At 62.6% G+C, this 19,036-nt stretch carries 18 protein-coding genes; 12 read left to right on the forward strand and 6 right to left on the reverse strand.

The window, feature by feature from the left end; translation table 11 throughout:
• Positions 1–421: 421 nt before the first annotated feature.
• Positions 422–3,100: a ribonuclease E/G gene (locus ACFE8X_RS08575; protein ID WP_375451038.1), complete on the forward strand. Its 2,679-nt coding sequence runs from the start codon at positions 422–424 to the stop codon at positions 3,098–3,100.
• A gap of 43 nt (positions 3,101–3,143) precedes the next feature.
• Here ACFE8X_RS08575 and ACFE8X_RS08580 read toward each other — a convergent pair whose 3' ends face one another.
• Both ACFE8X_RS08580 and ACFE8X_RS08585 read right to left on the reverse strand, forming a co-directional pair.
• Positions 3,144–3,821 carry a DUF4386 domain-containing protein gene (locus ACFE8X_RS08580; protein ID WP_375451039.1) on the reverse strand — a complete coding sequence of 226 codons (678 nt, stop codon included), beginning with the start codon at positions 3,819–3,821 and terminating at the stop codon, positions 3,144–3,146.
• Positions 3,818–4,414, reverse strand: coding sequence for a TetR/AcrR family transcriptional regulator (locus ACFE8X_RS08585; RefSeq protein ID WP_375451040.1), 597 nt, complete (start codon positions 4,412–4,414; stop codon positions 3,818–3,820). The genes ACFE8X_RS08580 and ACFE8X_RS08585 overlap by 4 nt, the downstream gene beginning before the upstream one ends.
• Before the next feature lie 190 nt (positions 4,415–4,604).
• Between ACFE8X_RS08585 and ACFE8X_RS08590 the strand changes: the two genes are divergently transcribed.
• Together ACFE8X_RS08590 and ACFE8X_RS08595 are read left to right on the forward strand one after the other, a co-directional pair.
• A complete protein-coding gene (locus ACFE8X_RS08590; RefSeq protein WP_375451041.1) occupies positions 4,605–5,294 on the forward strand; it encodes a helix-turn-helix transcriptional regulator in 690 nt (229 codons plus the stop codon).
• A 61-nt stretch (positions 5,295–5,355) separates the two neighbouring features.
• Entirely contained in the window at positions 5,356–5,721 is a 366-nt protein-coding gene (locus ACFE8X_RS08595) for a VOC family protein (RefSeq protein ID WP_375451042.1), read from the forward strand.
• A gap of 56 nt (positions 5,722–5,777) precedes the next feature.
• Here the strand turns inward: ACFE8X_RS08595 and ACFE8X_RS08600 are convergent, their stop codons facing one another.
• Entirely contained in the window at positions 5,778–6,926 is a 1,149-nt protein-coding gene (locus ACFE8X_RS08600) for a pyridoxal phosphate-dependent aminotransferase (RefSeq protein ID WP_375451043.1), read from the reverse strand.
• A gap of 152 nt (positions 6,927–7,078) precedes the next feature.
• Between ACFE8X_RS08600 and ACFE8X_RS08605 the strand changes: the two genes are divergently transcribed.
• From ACFE8X_RS08605 to aat, 5 genes are all read left to right on the forward strand, one after another.
• Entirely contained in the window at positions 7,079–7,930 is an 852-nt protein-coding gene (locus tag ACFE8X_RS08605) for a DsbA family protein (RefSeq protein ID WP_375451044.1), read from the forward strand.
• A gap of 145 nt (positions 7,931–8,075) precedes the next feature.
• Positions 8,076–8,513 carry a type II 3-dehydroquinate dehydratase gene (gene aroQ / locus ACFE8X_RS08610; RefSeq protein WP_375451045.1) on the forward strand — a complete coding sequence of 146 codons (438 nt, stop codon included), beginning with the start codon at positions 8,076–8,078 and terminating at the stop codon, positions 8,511–8,513.
• A 33-nt stretch (positions 8,514–8,546) separates the two neighbouring features.
• Positions 8,547–9,038, forward strand: coding sequence for an acetyl-CoA carboxylase biotin carboxyl carrier protein (gene accB / locus ACFE8X_RS08615; protein ID WP_375451046.1), 492 nt, complete (start codon positions 8,547–8,549; stop codon positions 9,036–9,038).
• Positions 9,039–9,048: 10 nt separating this feature from the next.
• Positions 9,049–10,395 carry an acetyl-CoA carboxylase biotin carboxylase subunit gene (accC, locus tag ACFE8X_RS08620; protein WP_375451047.1) on the forward strand — a complete coding sequence of 449 codons (1,347 nt, stop codon included), beginning with the start codon at positions 9,049–9,051 and terminating at the stop codon, positions 10,393–10,395.
• A gap of 179 nt (positions 10,396–10,574) precedes the next feature.
• On the forward strand, positions 10,575–11,210 hold the full coding sequence (gene aat, locus ACFE8X_RS08625; RefSeq protein WP_375451048.1) for a leucyl/phenylalanyl-tRNA--protein transferase: 636 nt from the start codon (positions 10,575–10,577) through the stop codon (positions 11,208–11,210).
• Positions 11,211–11,230: 20 nt separating this feature from the next.
• Here aat and ACFE8X_RS08630 read toward each other — a convergent pair whose 3' ends face one another.
• The 3 genes from ACFE8X_RS08630 to ACFE8X_RS08640 form a co-directional block, all read right to left on the reverse strand.
• Positions 11,231–11,722: a GyrI-like domain-containing protein gene (locus ACFE8X_RS08630; RefSeq protein WP_375451049.1), complete on the reverse strand. Its 492-nt coding sequence runs from the start codon at positions 11,720–11,722 to the stop codon at positions 11,231–11,233.
• A 102-nt stretch (positions 11,723–11,824) separates the two neighbouring features.
• The gene (locus ACFE8X_RS08635) at positions 11,825–12,283 is read right to left on the reverse strand and encodes a DUF2155 domain-containing protein (RefSeq protein ID WP_375451060.1); all 459 of its coding nucleotides are present in this window, start codon (positions 12,281–12,283) and stop codon (positions 11,825–11,827) included.
• Between the two features lie 17 nt (positions 12,284–12,300).
• Complete coding sequence (locus ACFE8X_RS08640; RefSeq protein WP_375451050.1) at positions 12,301–12,684, reverse strand: NADH:ubiquinone oxidoreductase subunit NDUFA12; 384 nt, start codon at positions 12,682–12,684, stop codon at positions 12,301–12,303.
• A 576-nt stretch (positions 12,685–13,260) separates the two neighbouring features.
• Here ACFE8X_RS08640 and ACFE8X_RS08645 point away from each other — a divergent pair.
• From ACFE8X_RS08645 to ACFE8X_RS08660, 4 genes are all read left to right on the forward strand, one after another.
• Positions 13,261–16,971, forward strand: coding sequence for a vitamin B12-dependent ribonucleotide reductase (locus ACFE8X_RS08645; protein WP_375451051.1), 3,711 nt, complete (start codon positions 13,261–13,263; stop codon positions 16,969–16,971).
• Positions 16,972–17,226 (forward strand): hypothetical protein, encoded by a 255-nt coding sequence (locus ACFE8X_RS08650; protein WP_375451052.1) that lies wholly within the window; start codon positions 16,972–16,974, stop codon positions 17,224–17,226.
• Positions 17,227–17,538: 312 nt separating this feature from the next.
• Entirely contained in the window at positions 17,539–17,889 is a 351-nt protein-coding gene (locus tag ACFE8X_RS08655; protein ID WP_375451053.1) for a hypothetical protein, read from the forward strand.
• A gap of 137 nt (positions 17,890–18,026) precedes the next feature.
• The gene (locus ACFE8X_RS08660; protein WP_375451054.1) at positions 18,027–18,506 is read left to right on the forward strand and encodes a VOC family protein; all 480 of its coding nucleotides are present in this window, start codon (positions 18,027–18,029) and stop codon (positions 18,504–18,506) included.
• The last annotated feature ends 530 nt before the right edge of the window (positions 18,507–19,036 follow it).

Raw genomic sequence — 19,036 nt, forward strand, 5'->3', positions numbered from 1 at the left:
GGCGCAAGCTTCCTGACGCACCAGTTCAAGCGGCCCAAGGCCAATGCATTGGGGCAGGAAGTGACCGGATCAAGGGTGCAAGAGGCGCCCCGAAGCCCGGTTCAGAAGCGGCAATCCTGCGCCTCGCATGCGAATTTCGGTTCTTTTGAACCGGACGGCTGCAGATGCGTGAGAGGCATTTGTATCCCACTAGGAAGAGGTCAGATGGCCTGCAGACGGACAGAACGCGACGCGATCGACAACACCGATTGCCGTTTTGCCACGCTGCATCTTCCGGCCCCGACCTTTTATATCGGTGCGTCGAACGCAGAGGTTCCGCGCCCCATCCCCCTCAAACCATTCGCCTCGCACAGCGCCATGGGAAGGGCTCCGGTTGTCCGGCGGCCACCTGTCGGCGCGCGAGCGCGCGGAGTTCATGTCTATGGCTACCAAAAGAATGCTGGTGGATGCCATCCACCCCGAAGAGACCCGGATTGTCGTCACCGCAGGTAACCGGCTGGAGGAATTCGATTTCGAGTCGGCCCAGCGCCGCCAGTTGCGCGGCAATATCTACCTTGCCAAGGTCACCCGCGTCGAGCCGTCGCTGCAGGCGGCCTTCATCGAATATGGCGGCAATCGTCACGGCTTCCTGGCGTTTTCCGAAATCCATCCCGATTATTACCAGATCCCGGTCGCCGACCGCGAAGCGCTGCTGCGCGATGAAGAGGCGGAGGACACTCACGACGAAGACGAGCACATCTCGGTGCCGTCCGGGGTGAGCGAGCCCGATGCCGAGACCGATACGCAGGACATGGAGGGAGCCAGCCATATCGAGCAGGCGCCCGCCAATACCGAGCCGGTCGAATCGATCGGGGGCGCCGATGCGCTCGAGGAAGTGCCCGAGCGTCGCCGCACGCAGAACGCGCGTCGGCACTACAAGATCCAGGAAGTGATCAAGCGCCGGCAGGTGATGCTGGTGCAGGTGGTCAAGGAAGAGCGCGGCAACAAGGGCGCGGCGCTGACCACTTACCTGTCGCTGGCCGGTCGCTATTCGGTACTGATGCCCAATACGGCCCGGGGCGGCGGCATTTCGCGCAAGATCACCAATGTTGCCGATCGCAAGCGGCTCAAGGAAATCACCAGCGATCTCGAAGTGCCCCAGGGCATGGGCGTGATCCTGCGCACGGCCGGCGCTTCGCGCACCAAGGCCGAAGTGAAGCGCGATTTCGAGTATCTGATGCGCCTTTGGGAAAACGTGCGCTCGCTGACGCTCAAGTCGCAGGCGCCGTGCCTCGTCTATGAAGAAGGATCGCTGATCAAGCGGACGATTCGCGACCTTTACAACAAGGACATCGACGAGGTTTTCGTGGCGGGCGACGACGCTTTCCGCGAGGCCAAGGACTTCATGCGCATGATCATGCCGAGCCACGCCAAGAACGTGCAGCTCTACAAGGAAGATCAGCCGCTGTTCTCCAAGTTCAACATCGAAGCGCAGCTGGATTCGATGTTCTCGCCGCAGGTTACCCTGCCCTCGGGCGGCTATATCGTCATCAATCCGACCGAAGCCCTGGTGTCGATCGACGTCAATTCGGGCCGCTCCACCAAGGAGCACAATATCGAGGACACCGCGCTCCAGACCAATCTGGAAGCATCCGATGAAATTGCGCGCCAATTGCGCCTGCGCGACCTCGCCGGGCTGATCGTCATCGATTACATCGACATGATGGAAAACCGCTCCAACCGGGCGGTCGAGCGCCGCCTCAAGGACGCGCTCAAGGATGATCGTGCCCGCATCCAGGTCGGCCGCATCAGCCATTTCGGGCTGATGGAAATGAGCCGCCAGCGCATCCGCTTCGGCGTGGTCGAAAGTTCCACGCACAAATGCCCGATCTGCGATGGCACGGGCCTGGTGCGCTCGGTGGAATCGCTGGCGCTGATGATCATGCGCCACATCGAGGATCATGTGCTGCGTCGACAGGGGCAGTCGATCAATGTGCGCATTCCGGTGGAAGTCGCGCTCTATATCCTCAATTTCAAGCGCGAGACGCTGACGGCGCTGGAAATGCGCAACCAGTTGTCGATCACCGTCACGGCCGATGGCAAGCTGACCGGCAACCAGTTCGCCATCGAAAAGGGCGAGGCTCGAGTCCTGGCGTTCGCTGACCAGAATGCGACGTCGCATGTGCGGGTCGACAGCGCCGTTATCGATGACAGCGCCGACGACGATTTTGTCGATGAAGAAGAGGAAGAGCAGGACGTAGCGCTCGTTTCTTCCGAGATTACTGCAACGCCCGAAACCGGGGAGGACGAAGGCGAGCCGTCCCGGCGGCGGCGTCGCCGGCGGCGTCGCGGCGGTGAACGGGGTGATGAGAATGGCGGGCCGCGCCCGGCGCAGCAGCGGCCACCCCAGGCCGTGCAGGCAGCACCTGTCGAGGCCGAGGGCGACGAGCCTGCCGACGACGAGGAAGACGACGAGAATGTCGCCCGTCCCACCGACACGAGTGCCGAAGGCGAGCGCAAGCGGCGTCGCCGGGGTCGCCGTGGGGGGCGCCGCAATCGTCGCGAGGATATGGAAGGCGGCGACAAGGCGCCCTCTCCCGCGGGCGAAGACGGGCTCGAGCCGGCGGAAGCCGAGGCCGTTGCCGAAGTGCTGCTGGCCCAGGATGCGATCGTCGCCGACGAGCCTGCGCCGGTAGAGGCTGAAGCGGTCACTGAGGTAGCAGAGGCGCCGGCGGAGAAGCCAAAGCGGGCGCGGCGCAAGAAGGTGCTCGAGACCGAGGACATGGCGCCGGCCGAAACTGCACCGGTTGACGCGATCCCGGTGGACGAGGCTGTAGCCGACGTCGAAAAGCCCAAGCGCAAGCCACGGGCCCCGCGCAAGGCCAAGGCGGAGGCCAGCGATGCGGTTGCCGTCGAGGCCGTGACCGAGCCGGTTGCCGCGGCGCCAGCGGCAGAGGCAGCGGCTCCCGTGGTCGAGGCCGAAAAGCCCAAGCGCGCCCGAAAGGAACTGCCGCCCGAAGGCATTGTGGTGTCGTCCACCGGTGCGCCCGCTCCCGACGGCGAGGAGCCGGAAAAGAAGAAAAAGGGCGGCTGGTGGCAACGCCGGCTCGGCCTGGGCTAGGCTAACAAAGGCGGCCTGCGGGCCGCCTTACCTTTGGTGCGCTTCAAGCCGGGATGGCTGAGATCGGGCGCTCACCACGCAGGATCACGACACCGAGGACGATCAGCCACAGCGCCCAGAGCGTGTAGGCGATGGCATTGATCGCACCGGCCGCGGCAAGGCCGAAGGGTTCGGCCATGCCGATCGCAATACCCAGAGCCAGCAGCAAGCCGGTGCGGGCAATCCAGGGCCGCTCCCGCCACAGCGCCGCGGCCACCGAAACCGTCCACAACGCGGTGAAGAGATAGCCGAAATGCTCGCCGACGCCGACGCCGGCATAGAGGTGAAAAGCCTCGAATACAGCCTCCGTGCTGGCGCTGTCCGTGCCGCCGGCGGCAAGATGGGGCACCAGCACGATCCAGCGCAGAAGCCCCAGACCTTGCACCAGACCGGCCAGGATGCCGAAACAGGCGGCAAAGGCGGCGGCCACCTGCCCCTTGGGCCAAAGCCACAACCCGCTCAGCACGCCGACCGGGATAAAGGCCAGGGCCGAAAGCATGAACACATACCACAGCGCCACCAGACCGCTGCCGCCGGCCGCGAAGCGTTCGAGGATTTCAGGCGCCGGCTGGCGCAAGATATCGGGGTAGCCAAAGCTCAGTTGCAGGCCGGTAAAGGCCGCCATGAAAATCACGGGCACGGCGATGATGGCCGCCCCGGTCATGCGTTCCAGACTGGTCATTTCGATGTCCTCACATAGGGTTTGAGCACGCGCCGGAACAGCGCGCTGCCATGATCGATTTGGGCTTGGGTCACAGGTTGTCCACCGGCCTCGACGAAGGCCAGCCAGTAATCGCCGACGATCCAGAGCAATTGCGCCAGTTCCTCGGTTTCGGTGTCAGAGCCTGGCGCCTGTAGAATGCCGGCACCGACAAAAGCCAGGAGCAGCAGGCGGAAATTGACGAAGCCCGCCTGCCGGGTCTGGGCATAGGTTTTTGCGAAAACGGGGTCGCGCTGCCGCAATCCCTCGAGATCGCGATAGATGAAACGATAGTCCCAGAGCGCGCCGAAATTGGCGGCCACCATGGTCTCCAGATCCGCCATGGTCGGCATGCGGTCGCCGGGCAAGGCATAGATTTGCGCCCAGCGCGCGATCAGCCGGTCCAGCAGATGGCGGACGATCTCTTCCTTGCTGCGGAAGTGATAGTAGAGATTGCCGGGACTGCGCCCGGCAGCTTCGGCGATCTGATTGGTCGACACATTGCCGCTGCCGCCCTCATTGAATAGCGCCAGCGCCACATCGAGAATCTGCGCCTTGGTATCGCCGGCCCGCATATACGCACTCCATTAGAGTAATCGCTCTAAAGCGGTAATTAGGGCGATTACTCTAATGTGTCAAGCGGCTATTAGCGGGCCTTGCGGCGCGTTAAATAGGGTGTTCGTTAACGCTTCGACCGGTGGCGTCGGGGGTCGTTGCGGCGTCGGCCGTCTTTCCCAAATCGGTAGGCGGCTGCTATCGTCGCGCATGTCCCGCACCGAACGCCTGCTCGATTTGTTGCAACTGCTTCGCAACCGGACCGTGCCCGTCACCGGCCCGGATCTGGCGGCACAATTGGGTATTTCGATCCGCACCCTTTATCGCGACATCCTCACGCTGCAGGGCCAGGGCGCCGATATTCGGGGCGAGCCAGGCTTGGGATATGTCTTGCGTCCCGGCTTTACCCTGCCTCCGCTGATGTTTTCCGCCGATGAAATCGAGGCGCTGGTGCTGGGATCGCGCTGGGTCGCGCGGCGCGTCGAGGACAGGCGGCTCGGCGATGCCGCGGCCAATGCGTTGAGCAAGATCACCGCCGTCCTTCCGGCCCAACTACGCGACACCGTCGAGGCCGCAACGCTGCTGGTGCCGGGCGGAGACATCGTTCCGGTCCGGGTCGAGCTATCGACCATTCGCCTCGCCATTCGCACGGAGCACAAGCTGCGGATTGAGTATCGCAATGGCGATGGTGCGCCGAGCGAGCGCATCGTCTGGCCTTTTGCCGTGGCGTTTTTCGAGAAGGTCCGGGTCGTGATGGCGTGGTGCGAGTTGCGGCAGGATTATCGTGCCTTCCGCCTCGACCGCATTTCCGAACTTCACTCCCTGCCCGATCGCAATCCGCGCCGCCGCGCCGTCATGCTTGCCGAGTGGCGGCAGCGGGAGGGCATTGCGGGGCGCTGACCACTGCCGGAAACTGACAGTCCGGTGGTTCATAAGGGTGGCTCCAACCCAGGAGATCTCGATGCGTACCCTCAACTATCTGCTGCTCGCCGTTGCCGATCCCGCCCGAAGCGCAGCGCTTTACACCAGGCTGCTCGGCGTCGAGCCGGTGGAATATTCACCAACATTCGTGCTGTATGTCTTGCCCAATGGGGTCAAGATCGGGCTCTGGATCAGAAGCGAGATCGAGCCGGCGCCCAAGGCTGCCGGCGGCATCGAAATCTCGTTCACCGAAGACAGCAAAGACGCCGTCCGCGCCACCTACGCGGCCTGGAAGGCGCTTGGCATCACCATCGTGCAGGAACCCACCGACATGGATTTCGGCTTCACCTTCGTCGCCGAAGACCCGGATGGCCACCGCCTGCGCCCGTTCGTGCTGGCGGAATAGCCGTTTCAGTTCCCGCGACCCCTAAACATCCACGACGTCGGCAGAACCAATGTCGCCTACCGCAAGAACCGTCCCATCCGCTCCAGCGCCAACTCGATCGTCTGGCGCGTTCCGGCATAGGAGAACCGAACGAACCCCTGTCCACCGGAGCGGTCGAAATCGATGCCTGGTGCCGTGGCGACGCCGGCTTGCTCCAGCAGCGTCTGGCAGAAGGCCATCGAGTCGTTGGAGAATCGCGATATCCCGGCATAGACGTAGAACGCGCCTTCCGACATCCGGCCGATATCGAAGCCGATCGCCGCCAATCCGTCATTGAGCAGCAGCCGGTTGGCTGCATAGGCGGCTTTCTGTTCTTCTGCATAGTCGCGCTCACCCAACGCCACGGTGGCAGCGATCTGGCTCAGCGTCGGGGCCGAAATGAACAGGTTCTGCTGCAGGATTTCGGCGCGGCGGATCAGGGCGTCGGGCATGACCATCCAGCCGATGCGCCAGCCGGTCATGCAGTAATATTTGGAGAAGCTGTTGATGACGATGGCGTCGCGCGTCAGTTCCAGCGCGCTCACGGACGGTCCGCGATAATGCAGCCCATGATAGATCTCGTCGGAAATCAGGCGGACACCCAGGTCCCGGCAGGTGTCGACAATATCGGCCAATCCGGCGCGGTTGACAGCGGCGCCGGTGGGATTGGCCGGGCTTGCGAACAATAACCCGGCAAAGCTCTGCCGGCCATGGGCAGCCCGGATATCGGCACCGGTCAACTGCCAGCCATTGCCGAGCGCCAGCGGAATTTCGGCAATCTCGAAGCCCAGTCCGACCAGCGTGTTGCGATAGGCGGGATAGCCCGGTCGGGTGATGGCGATCCGCGCGCCGGGCGCGAACGCGGCGTGGAAGGCCAAGATGAAGCCCGCCGACGAGCCCATGGTGGCCAGGATGGCTTCGGTGTCGACCGCAACGCCATGTTGGGCCGCGTAATACTGCGCCAGCCCTTCGCGCAGTTCGATCAGGCCCTTGGCATTGGTATAGCCCTGCGCCTGTGGCAGTGCCTTGGCTACGGCTTCGATCACGCGCGGCGCCGGGGGCGATCCGGGTTCGCCCAGTTCGAGGTGGCATACGGTGAGGCCCCCGGCCTCCAGCGCCTTGGCGTGCTTGAGGATTTCCATGGCATGAAAGGGCATCAGGCCATCATTGCGCGTGTTGTCGGTCATGGGAATCCCTTTGTGCCGCGGTGCACTAGCGCGATCCTCGCCGGCCCTCAACTACAATTGATCCCGCCGGCAACAAGGCCTTCGCCACGGCCTGCCATTGCGCGCCGAAGGCTGCTAGAGGAAGGGACCACTGCTGTTTACCGGAGCCCTTCATGCCGCGTTTGACGCTCGCCCTTGTCGCCCTGGCGGGCATTCTTGCAGGGGCGCTGGGCTATGCCATGGTCAACCAGCCCAAAGCGCAGATCGATGTGGCGGCCGTGCGCAGCATCGTCGAAGACGCGCTTGCCGAGCAGCAGGTCGCGCCAGCGCCGCAGGCCGTAGCGAGCCTTGATCCGCAGGTGCTGAACCCGATGATCGAGAGCTATCTGATGAGCGATCCGGCGATCCTGCAGCGCCTGTCGAGCGCGCTCGAGACCCAGGTCAAGACCGCGACGCGCGAGCAATCGGCCACCACCATCGCCACGATGCAAGAGGCCATCTTCAACGATGCCGACCAGGTGGTGCTGGGCAATCCGGCCGGCGACGTGACGCTGGTGGAGCTGTTCGACTACAACTGCGGCTATTGCCGCAGCGCCCTGCCCGACCTGGCGGCGCTACTGGCCGATGACCCCAATTTGCGCGTCGTGCTCAAGGAATTTCCGATCCTCTCGAACGAGTCGATCGATGCGGCGCGCGTCGCCGTGCTGGTCAACGAATCGGATGCCGATTACTGGGTCTTCCACGAGGCGCTGTTCACCAGCCGCGGCCAGGTGGACAAGAAAGTGGCGCTTGCCGCTGCCGCCGATCTGGGGCTGAGCCCGGTTGATCTGGAATTGCGAATGGGCGAGGCCGGCGTGTCCAAGGCGATACAGACCTCATATGATATCGCCAAGGCGCTCAACATTACCGGCACGCCCACCTACATCATCGGCAATGAAGTGATCCCCGGCGCCATTGGTCTCGACGATCTCAAGGGGCGAATCGCCAATATGCGGGCCTGCGGGCAAACCGATTGCGAGGGTTAAGGCGGGACAGGATGGCGATCGGAGGGCCCCGCAATTGGCCGGTTGGCTGCGATCGATCGTCTTTAATCGCGGGTTTTTGCCTTTTTAATGCAATTGGTATAGTCGAGCTTGCTGCGGTCCCAAGGGCCGGTGCACAAGGCTAATCATGGCAAAGCGCGTTCTCGTCCTTAACGGCCCGAACCTCAACATGCTCGGCACTCGCGAGCCCGATATCTATGGCGCCCAAACGCTTGGCGACATCGCCGCATTGTGCCAATCGGGCGGCGAGAGCCTTGGGCTGACCGTGGATTTTCGCCAGTCCAATCACGAGGGCGAACTGGTTACCTGGATCCAGGAGGCGCGCGGCGGCGCCGATGGCATCGTCATCAATCCGGCAGCCTATTCGCACACCTCGGTTGCCATCCATGATGCGCTGAAGGCCGCCGGCCTGCCGGTGGTGGAAGTGCATCTGAGCAACATACACCAGCGCGAGCCGTTCCGGCACCATTCCTACGTGTCGGCGGTCGCCTATGGCGTGATTTGCGGGTTCGGCGCGGTGGGATATAGTTTGGCGCTACAAGCCCTGGCCGAAAAACTTCAATAGATATCGACGCGCAAGCGCTGGAGACCGAGACGAATGACCAAGGCAAACCAAGTGGACCAGGACCTGATCCGGGCCATCGCCGAACTGCTCAACAAGGAAAATCTCGCCGAGATCGAAATCGAGCAGGATGATTTCCGGGTTCGCGTCACCCGTTCCTATGCCAATGAAGCGCCCACCTATGCGGCCCCGCAATATATCGCGCCGCCCCAGTTTGCAGCGCCGCAGTCGCTGGCGCCAGCCGGTTCGGTTGCGCCGGCTGCTCCCGCCACCGCCGAGGATCTGGCGTCCAATCCGGGCACGCTGACCTCCCCGATGGTGGGCACCGCCTATCGTTCGCCCGAGCCGGGGAAGCCCGCCTTCGTGGATGTGGGGTCCAAGGTGACCGAAGGACAAACGTTGTTGATCATCGAGGCGATGAAGACGATGAACCAGATACCCGCGCATCGCTCGGGTACGGTCGCCCGCATCCTGGTGGAAGATTCGCAGCCCGTAGAATATGGCGAACCGCTCGTCGTCATCGAATAGGAGGACGGGCATGTTCCAAAAAGTCCTCATCGCCAATCGCGGCGAAATCGCGCTGCGCATTCTGCGCGCCTGCAAGGAACTGGGCATCCAGACCGTCGCAGTACACTCCACTGCCGATGCCAATGCCATGCATGTGCGCCTGGCCGATGAAAGCGTCTGCATCGGGCCACCGGCCGCCAAGGACAGCTATCTCAATATTCCCTCGATCATGGCCGCCTGCGAGATCACCGGCGCCGACGCCGTGCATCCGGGTTATGGCTTTTTGAGCGAGAATGCGCGTTTCGCCAAGATCCTGACCGAGCACAACGTGACCTTTATCGGTCCGTCGGCCCATCACATCGAGATCATGGGCGACAAGATTACCGCTAAAAAGACCGCGGTCGAACTGGGCATTCCAGTGGTGCCGGGATCGGCCGGTGCCGTGGACGATGATGCGGCGGCGCTGGCGACGGCCAAGGAGATTGGCTATCCGGTGCTGATCAAGGCGACTGCCGGGGGCGGCGGGCGCGGCATGAAGGTGGCGCTGGGCGAGTCCGATGTGCTGGTCGCCTGGTCGACGGCGCGTTCCGAAGCCAAGGCGGCGTTCGGCAACGACTCCGTTTACATGGAAAAATATCTCGGCACGCCCCGCCATATCGAGGTGCAGGTGCTCGGCGACGGCCAGGGCAATGCGGTGCATTTGGGCGTGCGCGACTGCTCGCTGCAGCGTCGCCACCAGAAGGTTTGGGAAGAAGCCGGCGGGCCGACGATCCTGCCGCAGGAACGCGACAAGATCGGCGAGATTTGCGCCGCCGCCATGCGCAAGCTCAAATATTCGGGCGCCGGCACCATCGAGTTCCTGTACGAAAACGGCGCGTTCTACTTTATCGAGATGAACACGCGCCTGCAGGTCGAGCACCCGGTGACCGAACGCATTACCGGCATCGATATCGTCTATGAACAGATCCGCGTCGCCTCGGGCGAACAGCTGTCGATGACGCAAAGCCAGGTGCAGTTCTATGGCCATGCCATCGAAGTGCGCATCAATGCCGAGGATCCGCAGACCTTTGCGCCCTCGCCCGGCACCATTACCTTTTACCACCCGGCCGGCGGGGTTGGCGTGCGCGTCGATTCGGCGGTGTATCAGGGCTACAAGATTCCCCCCTATTACGACTCGCTGATCGGCAAGCTGATCGTTTATGGCCGCACGCGCGACGAATGCCTGCAACGGCTGCGCCGCGCGGTGGACGAGTTCGTCATCGACGGGATCAAGACCACCCTGCCCCTGTTCCAGCGCCTGATCCACGAGCCAGACATCCTGGCCGGAAATTACGATATCCACTGGCTGGAAAAGTATCTGGCCGAGAACAAGGTCTAATCTTATTCCTCTCCCCGTCGGGGAGAGGGTGGATCGCCCAAAGGGCGAGCCGGATGAGGGGGAATTTCTCCATTATCCCGAACCCTTTTGTAACACCCGGCGCCCCCTCATCCGGCGCTACGCGCCACCTTCTCCCCGACGGGGAGAAGAAAAAGGCGGTTTAACGTGTGGGAGATGATATGGCCCGCCGCTCCGACCCGTTCGATATCGAAATCACGCCCGAACTTATCGTGCGGGCCTATCGCGCCGGCATTTTCCCGATGTCGGAAAGCGCAGGTTCCGCTGACGTATTCTGGGTCAGCCCTGAACAGCGCGGCATCATTCCGCTCGACGGGCTCGTCGTCGCCACCAGCCTGCGCAAGGCGATCCGCAGATCGCCGTTCACGGTGCGTGTGGATACCGACTTCGACGCTGTCATCGAAGCCTGCGCCACTGTCGGCCAGGATCGCGACGAGACCTGGATCAATGCCACGATCCGCTCGGTCTATGGCGAACTGTTCCGCCGCGGCGTGGCGCATACGGTGGAAGTCTGGGACGGTCCGGCACTGGTCGGCGGGCTCTATGGCCTGGCCATCGGCGGCGCGTTTTTCGGCGAGTCGATGTTCCACCGGGCGACCAATGCCAGCAAGATCGCCTTGGTCCATTTGGTCGATCGCCTCAACGCCGGTAGCTTTACCCTGCTCGATACCCAGTTCGTCACGGACCACTTGGCCTCCCTGGGCGGGATCGAAATTCCGCGCGCGGATTATGAGGAACTCCTGGCCACGGCGCTGGAGCGTCAGGGGGATTGGAGCGCTTGGGACCGGCAGGGCTAAGGCCGCAGTGTACGTGCGCCTCAATCCGCCAACCGGAACCTCACTTCCGTCACCGGATTGCCCGAGGGGCTCTCGCCTGGATCGGAGAGATAAATCTCCAGCCGCGTCGCGCCGATGAACCGGTCGCCGTCCACCGTGCCATCAAGCTGGTGGCCGGCTCCCTTGGCCCAATCCAACAGCGTCATATTGGCCTGGTGCAATTCGTGGTAGGGGCCATCGTGGATCAGGGAGCAATAGCGCCCCTCTGGCAGCGTGCCCGTGGTCACCTCTCCATCGCCGGCCATCAGCGTTGCCGTGGGCATGCCGACCTGCATGTCCATGGTGTCGTCCGGGTAGAAGTTGACATAGTTGAAAAACGGCGCGCCGACCGTTTCGCCGCCATGCGCCTTGATCCAGGCGATGACCTCGCCAATCAGGGGCGGCGCCTTGGCTGCGATGTCCGGCTGGCTCACCCGCAGCATAATGGCGGCAAAGGGTTGCGGCTTGCGCGTGGCGATCAGGATTTGCGTCATCGGTGTCTCCTCCCAGGGACAGGTCGGCCCCGCCGCCATGAGGTGGCGTGCCCTCCAAACCCGACGAATGACCATTCGGCAAAACGACGCCGTGCGTGAAAATTACTGCGCCTGCTGGCCCGCGTCCGGCGTTTCCCGCGTCGATGGCGGGGGTACGGCGGAGCTGGTTTTGCACTCGATCAACCAAACATCGTAGACCGCGTGGTCAACGGCGTTGAGCGCCGGGCTGTCGGCAAACATCCAGCCGGTGAAGATGCGTTTGGAATTGCCCTGCAAGCTGCGCTGGTCGACCTCGAGAAACGCCGATATGCGCTGTGTTTCAGTCGGCGGGCGGCTGTAGCAGGCGCGAGGCGTCACCTCGAGCGCGCCGAACAGCACGGTTTCATCGATATAGACGTCAAACCGCGTAATGCGGCCGGTGATCTTGTCCAGGCCGGCAAAGGTGGCAATGGGATTGGCAATGGGGGCGGCGTTGACCGCGATTGGGCTCGACACAAGGCAGGCCGGAACCAGGATCGGCACCAGCGCGCGATACAGCACTGCTCGAAGAAAGGCGCACAAGTGCAAGCCGCCGATCCTTATTCGGGCGACCATGCCTGGTAATCGCCAGTGACGCGCGGGCGCTCGCCGGTGTTCAGCATGCTGCCATCGGGGCGATAGGCCTCCGCCGTGCCGGTCAGGTTGGGCACATGCGGCTTTTCCCAGGCGCGGGGAACGTATTTGGCTTCGGTGGGCGGCACATCGGTGCGGTAGTGCATCCAGCCGTGCCATTCGGCCGCGATCTTGGAGCCGTCGGCCGCGCCGTTATAGGTGACATAGCGGCGGTTCGCCTTGCGGTCGCGATAATAGCTGTTGCCCATCTCGTCGGTGCCGACCAGTTCGCCGCGCCGCCAGATCCATAGCCGCGTGCCCCAGGTCTGCCCGTGCCACCAGCGGAAAATCTCGAGGAGGAAGTCTTTCATGATGGCTGCCTGCTGGTATCGCGTTCACGGATGGCGGATGCAGACGCCGCGACGCCCGCATCGTTTTGCGCTGGATGCTCTAGCATGAGTGGCGCGGGCTTCGCCAGAGTTTCGGCGGGTCGGCGGGCAATAGCACGCATTTTCACAAAAAAGTCCGCTTGACACTGACACCAGAAAATTTGCCAAGCACGGCTCCGCTCACGCATTTTCACAAAAAAGTCCGCTTGACACTGACTCGCTGCGGACAAGGCCGTCGCGCAATGGCGAAAAGAGTCTTTGGCCGCGCAGACTTAGCCTGATTCCTCGCGCTCACGAGCAAGCTGGAACTGTCTTATTAATCTTTCATTTACCTTTGATGACGCTTGTCGATTATCCCCACTAATCCCATATAAGATACCAGATTTTGGGGTTATGCTGTGCTCAAGCACAACACGTGGTGTGAGCTGGCGGTTAAAAAGTTGAAAAACTTGGAGTCGACTCTGCTTGGAAAGCTGGCCCATTCTGCTGGCAACGCGACAGCCCGAGTCCCTCCCGACCGCGCCTGGCAGCCACCATTGTTATCAAAGAGATTAGCGAATGCGCATCGAACGCCGCTTCACGACTGCCGATCAAGACCGCTACAGCGCCCTTAGTTTCCGCTCGGCCACCAGCGAAATTCGCAATCCCGATGGTTCGGTGGTGTTCAAGCTGGAAGACATTGCCGTGCCTGCCGCCTGGAGCCAGGTCGCGGCCGACATCATTGCCCAGAAGTATTTCCGCAAGGCGGGCGTCGCCAAGGTGCTCAAGAAGGTCGAGGAAAATTCGGTGCCGTCCTGGCTGTGGCGCTCCGTCCCCGACGAAGCGGCGCTTGCCAAGCTACCCGAGGCGGAGCGCTATGGCTCGGAAATGGATTCCCGGCAGGTGTTCGATCGCCTGGCCGGCACCTGGACCTATTGGGGCTGGAAGGGCGGCTATTTCGACAGCGAGGACGATGCCAAGGCATTCTTTGACGAGCTGTGCTTCATGCTGGCGTCCCAGCGCGTGGCGCCGAACTCGCCGCAATGGTTCAATACCGGCCTGCACTGGGCCTATGGCATCGATGGCCCCGGTCAAGGCCACTATTATGTCGATCCGTTCACCCACAAGCTGGTGGCTTCGAAAAGCTCCTACGAGCATCCCCAGCCACATGCCTGCTTCATCCAGTCGGTCAATGATGATCTGGTCAACGACAATGGCATCATGGACCTGTGGGTCCGCGAGGCCCGGCTGTTCAAATACGGTTCGGGCACCGGCACCAATTTTTCCAAACTGCGCGGCGGCGGCGAGAAGCTGTCGGGCGGCGGCCGCTCGTCCGGCCTCATGAGCTTTCTCAAGATCGGCGACCGGGCGGCCGGCGCGATTAAATCTGGCGGTACCACTCGGCGTGCCGCCAAGATGGTGGTGATCGATATCGATCATCCCGATATCGAGGAATATATCAACTGGAAGGTCAAGGAAGAGCAGAAGGTCGCAGCGCTCGTGACCGGCTCCAAGGTCGTCTCCAAGCACCTCAAGGCGATCATGAAAGCCGCCGTCAACTGCGAAGGCAGTGGCGACGATTGCTTCGACGTGGCCAAGAATCCCGCCCTCAAGCGCGAGGTTCGCGCCGCCAAGAAGGCGCTGGTGCCGGAGAACTACATCTTCCGCGTCATCCAGTTCGCCCGCCAGGGCTATACCGATCTCGATTTCCCCATCTACGACACCGATTGGGATAGCGAGGCCTACTTGACTGTTTCGGGCCAGAATTCCAACAATTCCGTGCGCGTCAGCGATGATTTCCTGAAAGCTGTCGAGACCGATGGCGATTGGAACCTGACTGCCCGCAAGGATGGCAAGGTCACCAAGACCCTCAAGGCGCGCGACCTGTGGGAACAGGTCGGCTATGCCGCCTGGGCCTCGGCCGATCCCGGCATTCAATATCACACTACCATCAACGAGTGGCACACCGCCCCCGAGGCCGGTCCGATCAATGCGTCGAACCCCTGCTCGGAATACATGTTCCTCGACGATACCGCCTGCAATCTGGCCTCGGTCAACCTGCTGCCCTATCGCAATGCAGATTCCAGCTTCGACACCGCCGCTTATGAGCACACGGTGCGCCTGTGGACCGTGGTGCTCGAAATCTCGGTGATGATGGCGCAGTTCCCGTCCCGCTCGATCGCCGAGCGCTCGTTCGAATATCGCACGCTGGGCATCGGCTATGCCAATATCGGCGGGCTGTTGATGACCTCGGGCATTCCCTATGACTCTGTGGAAGGCCGCGCCATTGCCGGCGCCGTTACCGCCATCATGACCGGCGTCAGCTATGCCACGTCCGCAGAAATGGCCAAGGAGCTCGGCCCCTTCAAGGACTACAAGCGCAATGCGCCGCACATGCTGCGCGTCATCCGCAACCACCGCAACGCCGCCCATGGCCATGAAACGGGCTATGAGGGGCTGTCCATCAACCCCATCCCGCTCGATCATGCCAATCTGCACGACGCCGCCTTGTCCGAACGCGCCAAGCTGGCCTGGGACAATGCCCTGGCGCTGGGCGAAGCCCATGGCTATCGCAATGCCCAGGTGTCGGTGATTGCCCCCACCGGCACGATCGGCCTGGTCATGGATTGCGACACCACCGGCATCGAACCCGATTTCGCCCTGGTCAAGTTCAAGAAGCTCGCCGGCGGCGGCTATTTCAAGATCATCAACCGCGCCGTGCCGCCTGCCCTGCGCACGCTGGGCTATGGCGAGGCGCAGATCGCCGAGATGGAGGCCTATGCCGTGGGCCACGGCAATCTCAACCAGGCCCCCGGCGTCAACCCGTCGAGCCTGCGTGCCAAGGGCTTTACCGACGACAAGATCGCTGCGCTCAACGCCGCCACCGAGAGCGCCTTCGATATCAAGTTCATCTTCAACCAGTGGACGCTGGGCGCCGATTTCCTCAAGGGCCTGGGCGTCACGCAGGAGCAGATGAACGATTTCTCGTTCGAGCTGCTGCCGTTCCTGGGCTTTTCGCGCAAGGAGATCGAGGCCGCCAATATCCATGTCTGCGGCGCCATGACGCTGGAAGGTGCCCCGCACCTCAAGGTCGGGGACCTGCCGGTGTTCGATTGCGCCACCCCCTGCGGCAAGATCGGCAAGCGTTCGCTGTCGGTCTCCTCGCACATCCTGATGATGGCGGCCGCCCAGCCCTTTATTTCGGGCGCCATTTCCAAGACCATCAACATGCCCAATGACGCCACCGTCGAGGATGCCAAGCAGAGTTACATGATGAGCTGGCGCCTCGCGCTCAAGGCCAATGCGCTCTATCGCGACGGCTCCAAGCTGAGCCAGCCGCTCAATTCATCGGTGCTGGCCGCGGCCGACGAGGACGAGGAGGACGACGACGCCGTCGAGATGCTCCTGGCCCAATCCCCCGCCGCCCGCGTGCCGGCCGTGGCCGAACGCATTGTCGAGCGCATCATCGAGCAGGTGCGCTCCCGGGAGAAGATGCCTGATCGCCGCAAGGGCTATACCCAGAAGGCCGTGGTCGGCGGCCACAAGGTGTATCTGCGCACCGGCGAATATGACGATGGCCGCCTGGGCGAAATCTTCATCGACATGCACAAGGAAGGCGCCGCCTTCCGCGCCATGATGAACAATTTCGCCATCGCCATTTCGCTGGGCCTGCAATATGGCGTGCCGCTGGACGAATATGTGGAGGCCTTCACCTTCACCCGCTTCGAGCCCGCCGGCATGGTCCAGGGCAATGACCGCATCAAGAACGCGACCTCGATCATGGACTATGTGTTCCGCGAGCTGGCCGTCTCCTATCTCGATCGCGACGACCTGGCCCATGTGAACCCGGCCTCCCCCACATCGCTGTCGGGCGGCGTGTCCGAGGAGCACAGCACCCGCAACGCCCCCGCCGCGCCCGCGCCGGTGCCCGCCGACAAGTTCGTCTCTCGCGGCATGACCCGCGGCCGCACCGCCAATTCATCGCTGATGCTGGTGCCCACCGCCCATACCGCACATTACGCGACCCAATCCGCCTCGATCTCGACCGTGACGGCGCTGCGCTCCGCCACCGCCCTCAAGATCGAACCCTCGGCGACGGTCCTCAACGCCGCCGAACTCTCCCCCATCCCCTCCCCACCCCCCTCGACCGACAAACACCTCCTGCGCGCCGAAGCCCAGATGAAAGGCTACACCGGCGACCAATGCAGCAACTGCAACTCGATGCGCATGAAAGTCAGCGGGCACTGCATGGTGTGCGAAGATTGCGGGACGACGACGGGGTGTAGTTGAATGTTGCCTTACGAAAAAGCTCAGACGGGCTTGAAGCTGATTGAGGAGGCAATCCTCGAAATTCTTGCGCAGTCAGAGGAGATGACCAATTCTGAAGTGACCCGGCTGCTTGGTTTGGAAAGTGATCAAGACGGCAAGCAAAAGGACTATCTGGCCTACTCGGTGCTGGGGCGGCTGGTGAAGGCGAAGCTGGTGACTAAGGTTAAAGGCACCGCAGAAAACCGTCGGTATGTGGGTTATATAAGAAGCAATTAGTTGCTTGTTGTTGCATGCTAAATTCGATTGGAAGACAGCGTGCTAAATGTTTAGTCCAAGTTTAAATCTTCTAGCTCACGACCAAAAGCTCTTATGGTGAGATGCGAGCGCTTGTGAGCCTTGAACCACGAGGGCAGGCGCGCTGAACTGCGGGAACCACCCCTTGAATCCTGCCACGTCCTCGTGGTTCGAGGGTCGCTGCGCTCCCGCCTCACCATGAGGATTACTCTGGCTGTCGCTCGCGGCCGCGATTGGGTCGGTTGACTGCCGCTCCGACCAGCCTACGCTGTAGCCTCCATCAGGAGCCCCGCCATGCCCCGTTTCCTCGCCATCTACATGATGCGACCCGAAAATGTCGTCCAGTTCCGGGCCATGCCCAAAGCCGAGCAGGATGCCATCGACGGGGCCGGCCTGCCGGTCTGGGAGGCGTGGGAGCAGCGCATCATGGCCTCGATCGCTGATCGCGGCGGCATGGTGGGCAAGACCACACGGGTGAACCAGGCCGGCACCGCACCGGCGAGCAACTCCGTCTGCGGGTACCTCGTGGTCGAGGCCGAGACGATCGAAGCGGCAGCCGAACTGTTCTCGAACCACCCGCATTTCGCCATTTTTCCCGGTGACTCCGTCGATATCATGCCCTTCGTCACCGAACCACCGGCCTAGGCCGGATGCCGTTTGGAGCCGCCATGCGGCGTAGGCACGCCCGATCGGGCGGTTGGAGAACAAATCTTTCATCCTCGTGTCGAATTGCGGAGTGATCATCCGTCGTCCCTCTACCAACCCAGTGAAAGGAACACACGATGGCCACTCCCAAGAATACGCTCTGCCTTTGGTATGACAAGGATGCCGAGGCGGCGGCGCGGTTTTATGCGCAGACGTTTCCCGACAGCACGGTTGGCAAGGTCAACCGGGCGCCTGGCGATAATCCGTCGGGTAAGGCGGGCGACGTGCTCGTCGTGGAATTCACCGTGTTTGGCATCCGGTGCATGGGCCTTAATGGCGGGCCGACCTTCAAGCACAGCGAGGCCTTTTCGTTCCAGATCGCGACCGACGACCAGGAAGAGACCGATCGGTACTGGAATGCCATTGTCGGCAATGGTGGCGAGGAAAGCCAGTGCGGCTGGTGCCGCGACAAATGGGGCATATCCTGGCAGATCACGCCGCGCGCCCTGACCGAGGCGATGGCCGCTGGCGGGGCGGAGGCCAAGCGCGCTTTCGAGGCGATGATGACGATGAGCAAAATCGACGTGGCCGCGATCGAGGCAGCGCGTCGCGGCTAGATTTTGCTCGATCTCCCAGCGGCCGACCAAATCCTCGCAACGGCAGGGACACGATCGCTTCGATGACTTCACCGGAGCGATTTTCCCTATAGGCAGTCACGTGGGGCATGACGCCTCCCCCCTCACCACCTCCACCGACAACGTCCCCGTGCTCGATATCGGCAATTACATTCCGCGGTGGACCGCTCCATCGATATCCCGCTCGCCGAGGCAATCCAGCGCGCCCATCCCGAGGTGCGTGTGGTCAGAGCGCTCAACAGCGTCAGCGCCCATTTGATGGTCGATCCGGCGAGCCTGGGCGGGCCGCACGGTGTTCGTCGTCGGCCATGACGCCGGCGCCGAGGCCGAAGTCACCACCTTGCTCCGCGCCTTTGGCCGGGTGGGGGTCCTCGTTCGGCCCCGATCCATCCCCTCTATCCCCCTTCTCCCCACCCCGATGCCCTGCGCTATCCTTCCCCTCACATCTCCCACACCAAGCGGGGCCGCGACGAACGGTCCGTGGGGAGCAGATGGGGAGCATGGGGTCGCCC

It is taken from the genome of uncultured Devosia sp., from assembly GCF_964244875.1.
GTDB lineage: Bacteria > Pseudomonadota > Alphaproteobacteria > Rhizobiales > Devosiaceae > Devosia.

Excerpts from the sequence above, each read along its gene's own strand:
- ACFE8X_RS08575 (WP_375451038.1), top strand. The coding sequence starts at position 422 with ATGGCTACCAAAAGAATGCTGGTGGATGCCATCCACCCCGAAGAGACC.
- ACFE8X_RS08580 (WP_375451039.1), bottom strand. The coding sequence starts at position 3,821 with ATGACCAGTCTGGAACGCATGACCGGGGCGGCCATCATCGCCGTGCCC.
- ACFE8X_RS08585 (WP_375451040.1), bottom strand. The coding sequence starts at position 4,414 with ATGCGGGCCGGCGATACCAAGGCGCAGATTCTCGATGTGGCGCTGGCG.
- ACFE8X_RS08590 (WP_375451041.1), top strand. The coding sequence starts at position 4,605 with ATGTCCCGCACCGAACGCCTGCTCGATTTGTTGCAACTGCTTCGCAAC.
- ACFE8X_RS08595 (WP_375451042.1), top strand. The coding sequence starts at position 5,356 with ATGCGTACCCTCAACTATCTGCTGCTCGCCGTTGCCGATCCCGCCCGA.
- ACFE8X_RS08600 (WP_375451043.1), bottom strand. The coding sequence starts at position 6,926 with ATGACCGACAACACGCGCAATGATGGCCTGATGCCCTTTCATGCCATG.
- ACFE8X_RS08605 (WP_375451044.1), top strand. The coding sequence starts at position 7,079 with ATGCCGCGTTTGACGCTCGCCCTTGTCGCCCTGGCGGGCATTCTTGCA.
- aroQ (WP_375451045.1), top strand. The coding sequence starts at position 8,076 with ATGGCAAAGCGCGTTCTCGTCCTTAACGGCCCGAACCTCAACATGCTC.
- accB (WP_375451046.1), top strand. The coding sequence starts at position 8,547 with ATGACCAAGGCAAACCAAGTGGACCAGGACCTGATCCGGGCCATCGCC.
- accC (WP_375451047.1), top strand. The coding sequence starts at position 9,049 with ATGTTCCAAAAAGTCCTCATCGCCAATCGCGGCGAAATCGCGCTGCGC.
- aat (WP_375451048.1), top strand. The coding sequence starts at position 10,575 with ATGGCCCGCCGCTCCGACCCGTTCGATATCGAAATCACGCCCGAACTT.
- ACFE8X_RS08630 (WP_375451049.1), bottom strand. The coding sequence starts at position 11,722 with ATGACGCAAATCCTGATCGCCACGCGCAAGCCGCAACCCTTTGCCGCC.
- ACFE8X_RS08640 (WP_375451050.1), bottom strand. The coding sequence starts at position 12,684 with ATGAAAGACTTCCTCCTCGAGATTTTCCGCTGGTGGCACGGGCAGACC.
- ACFE8X_RS08645 (WP_375451051.1), top strand. The coding sequence starts at position 13,261 with ATGCGCATCGAACGCCGCTTCACGACTGCCGATCAAGACCGCTACAGC.
- ACFE8X_RS08650 (WP_375451052.1), top strand. The coding sequence starts at position 16,972 with ATGTTGCCTTACGAAAAAGCTCAGACGGGCTTGAAGCTGATTGAGGAG.
- ACFE8X_RS08655 (WP_375451053.1), top strand. The coding sequence starts at position 17,539 with ATGCCCCGTTTCCTCGCCATCTACATGATGCGACCCGAAAATGTCGTC.
- ACFE8X_RS08660 (WP_375451054.1), top strand. The coding sequence starts at position 18,027 with ATGGCCACTCCCAAGAATACGCTCTGCCTTTGGTATGACAAGGATGCC.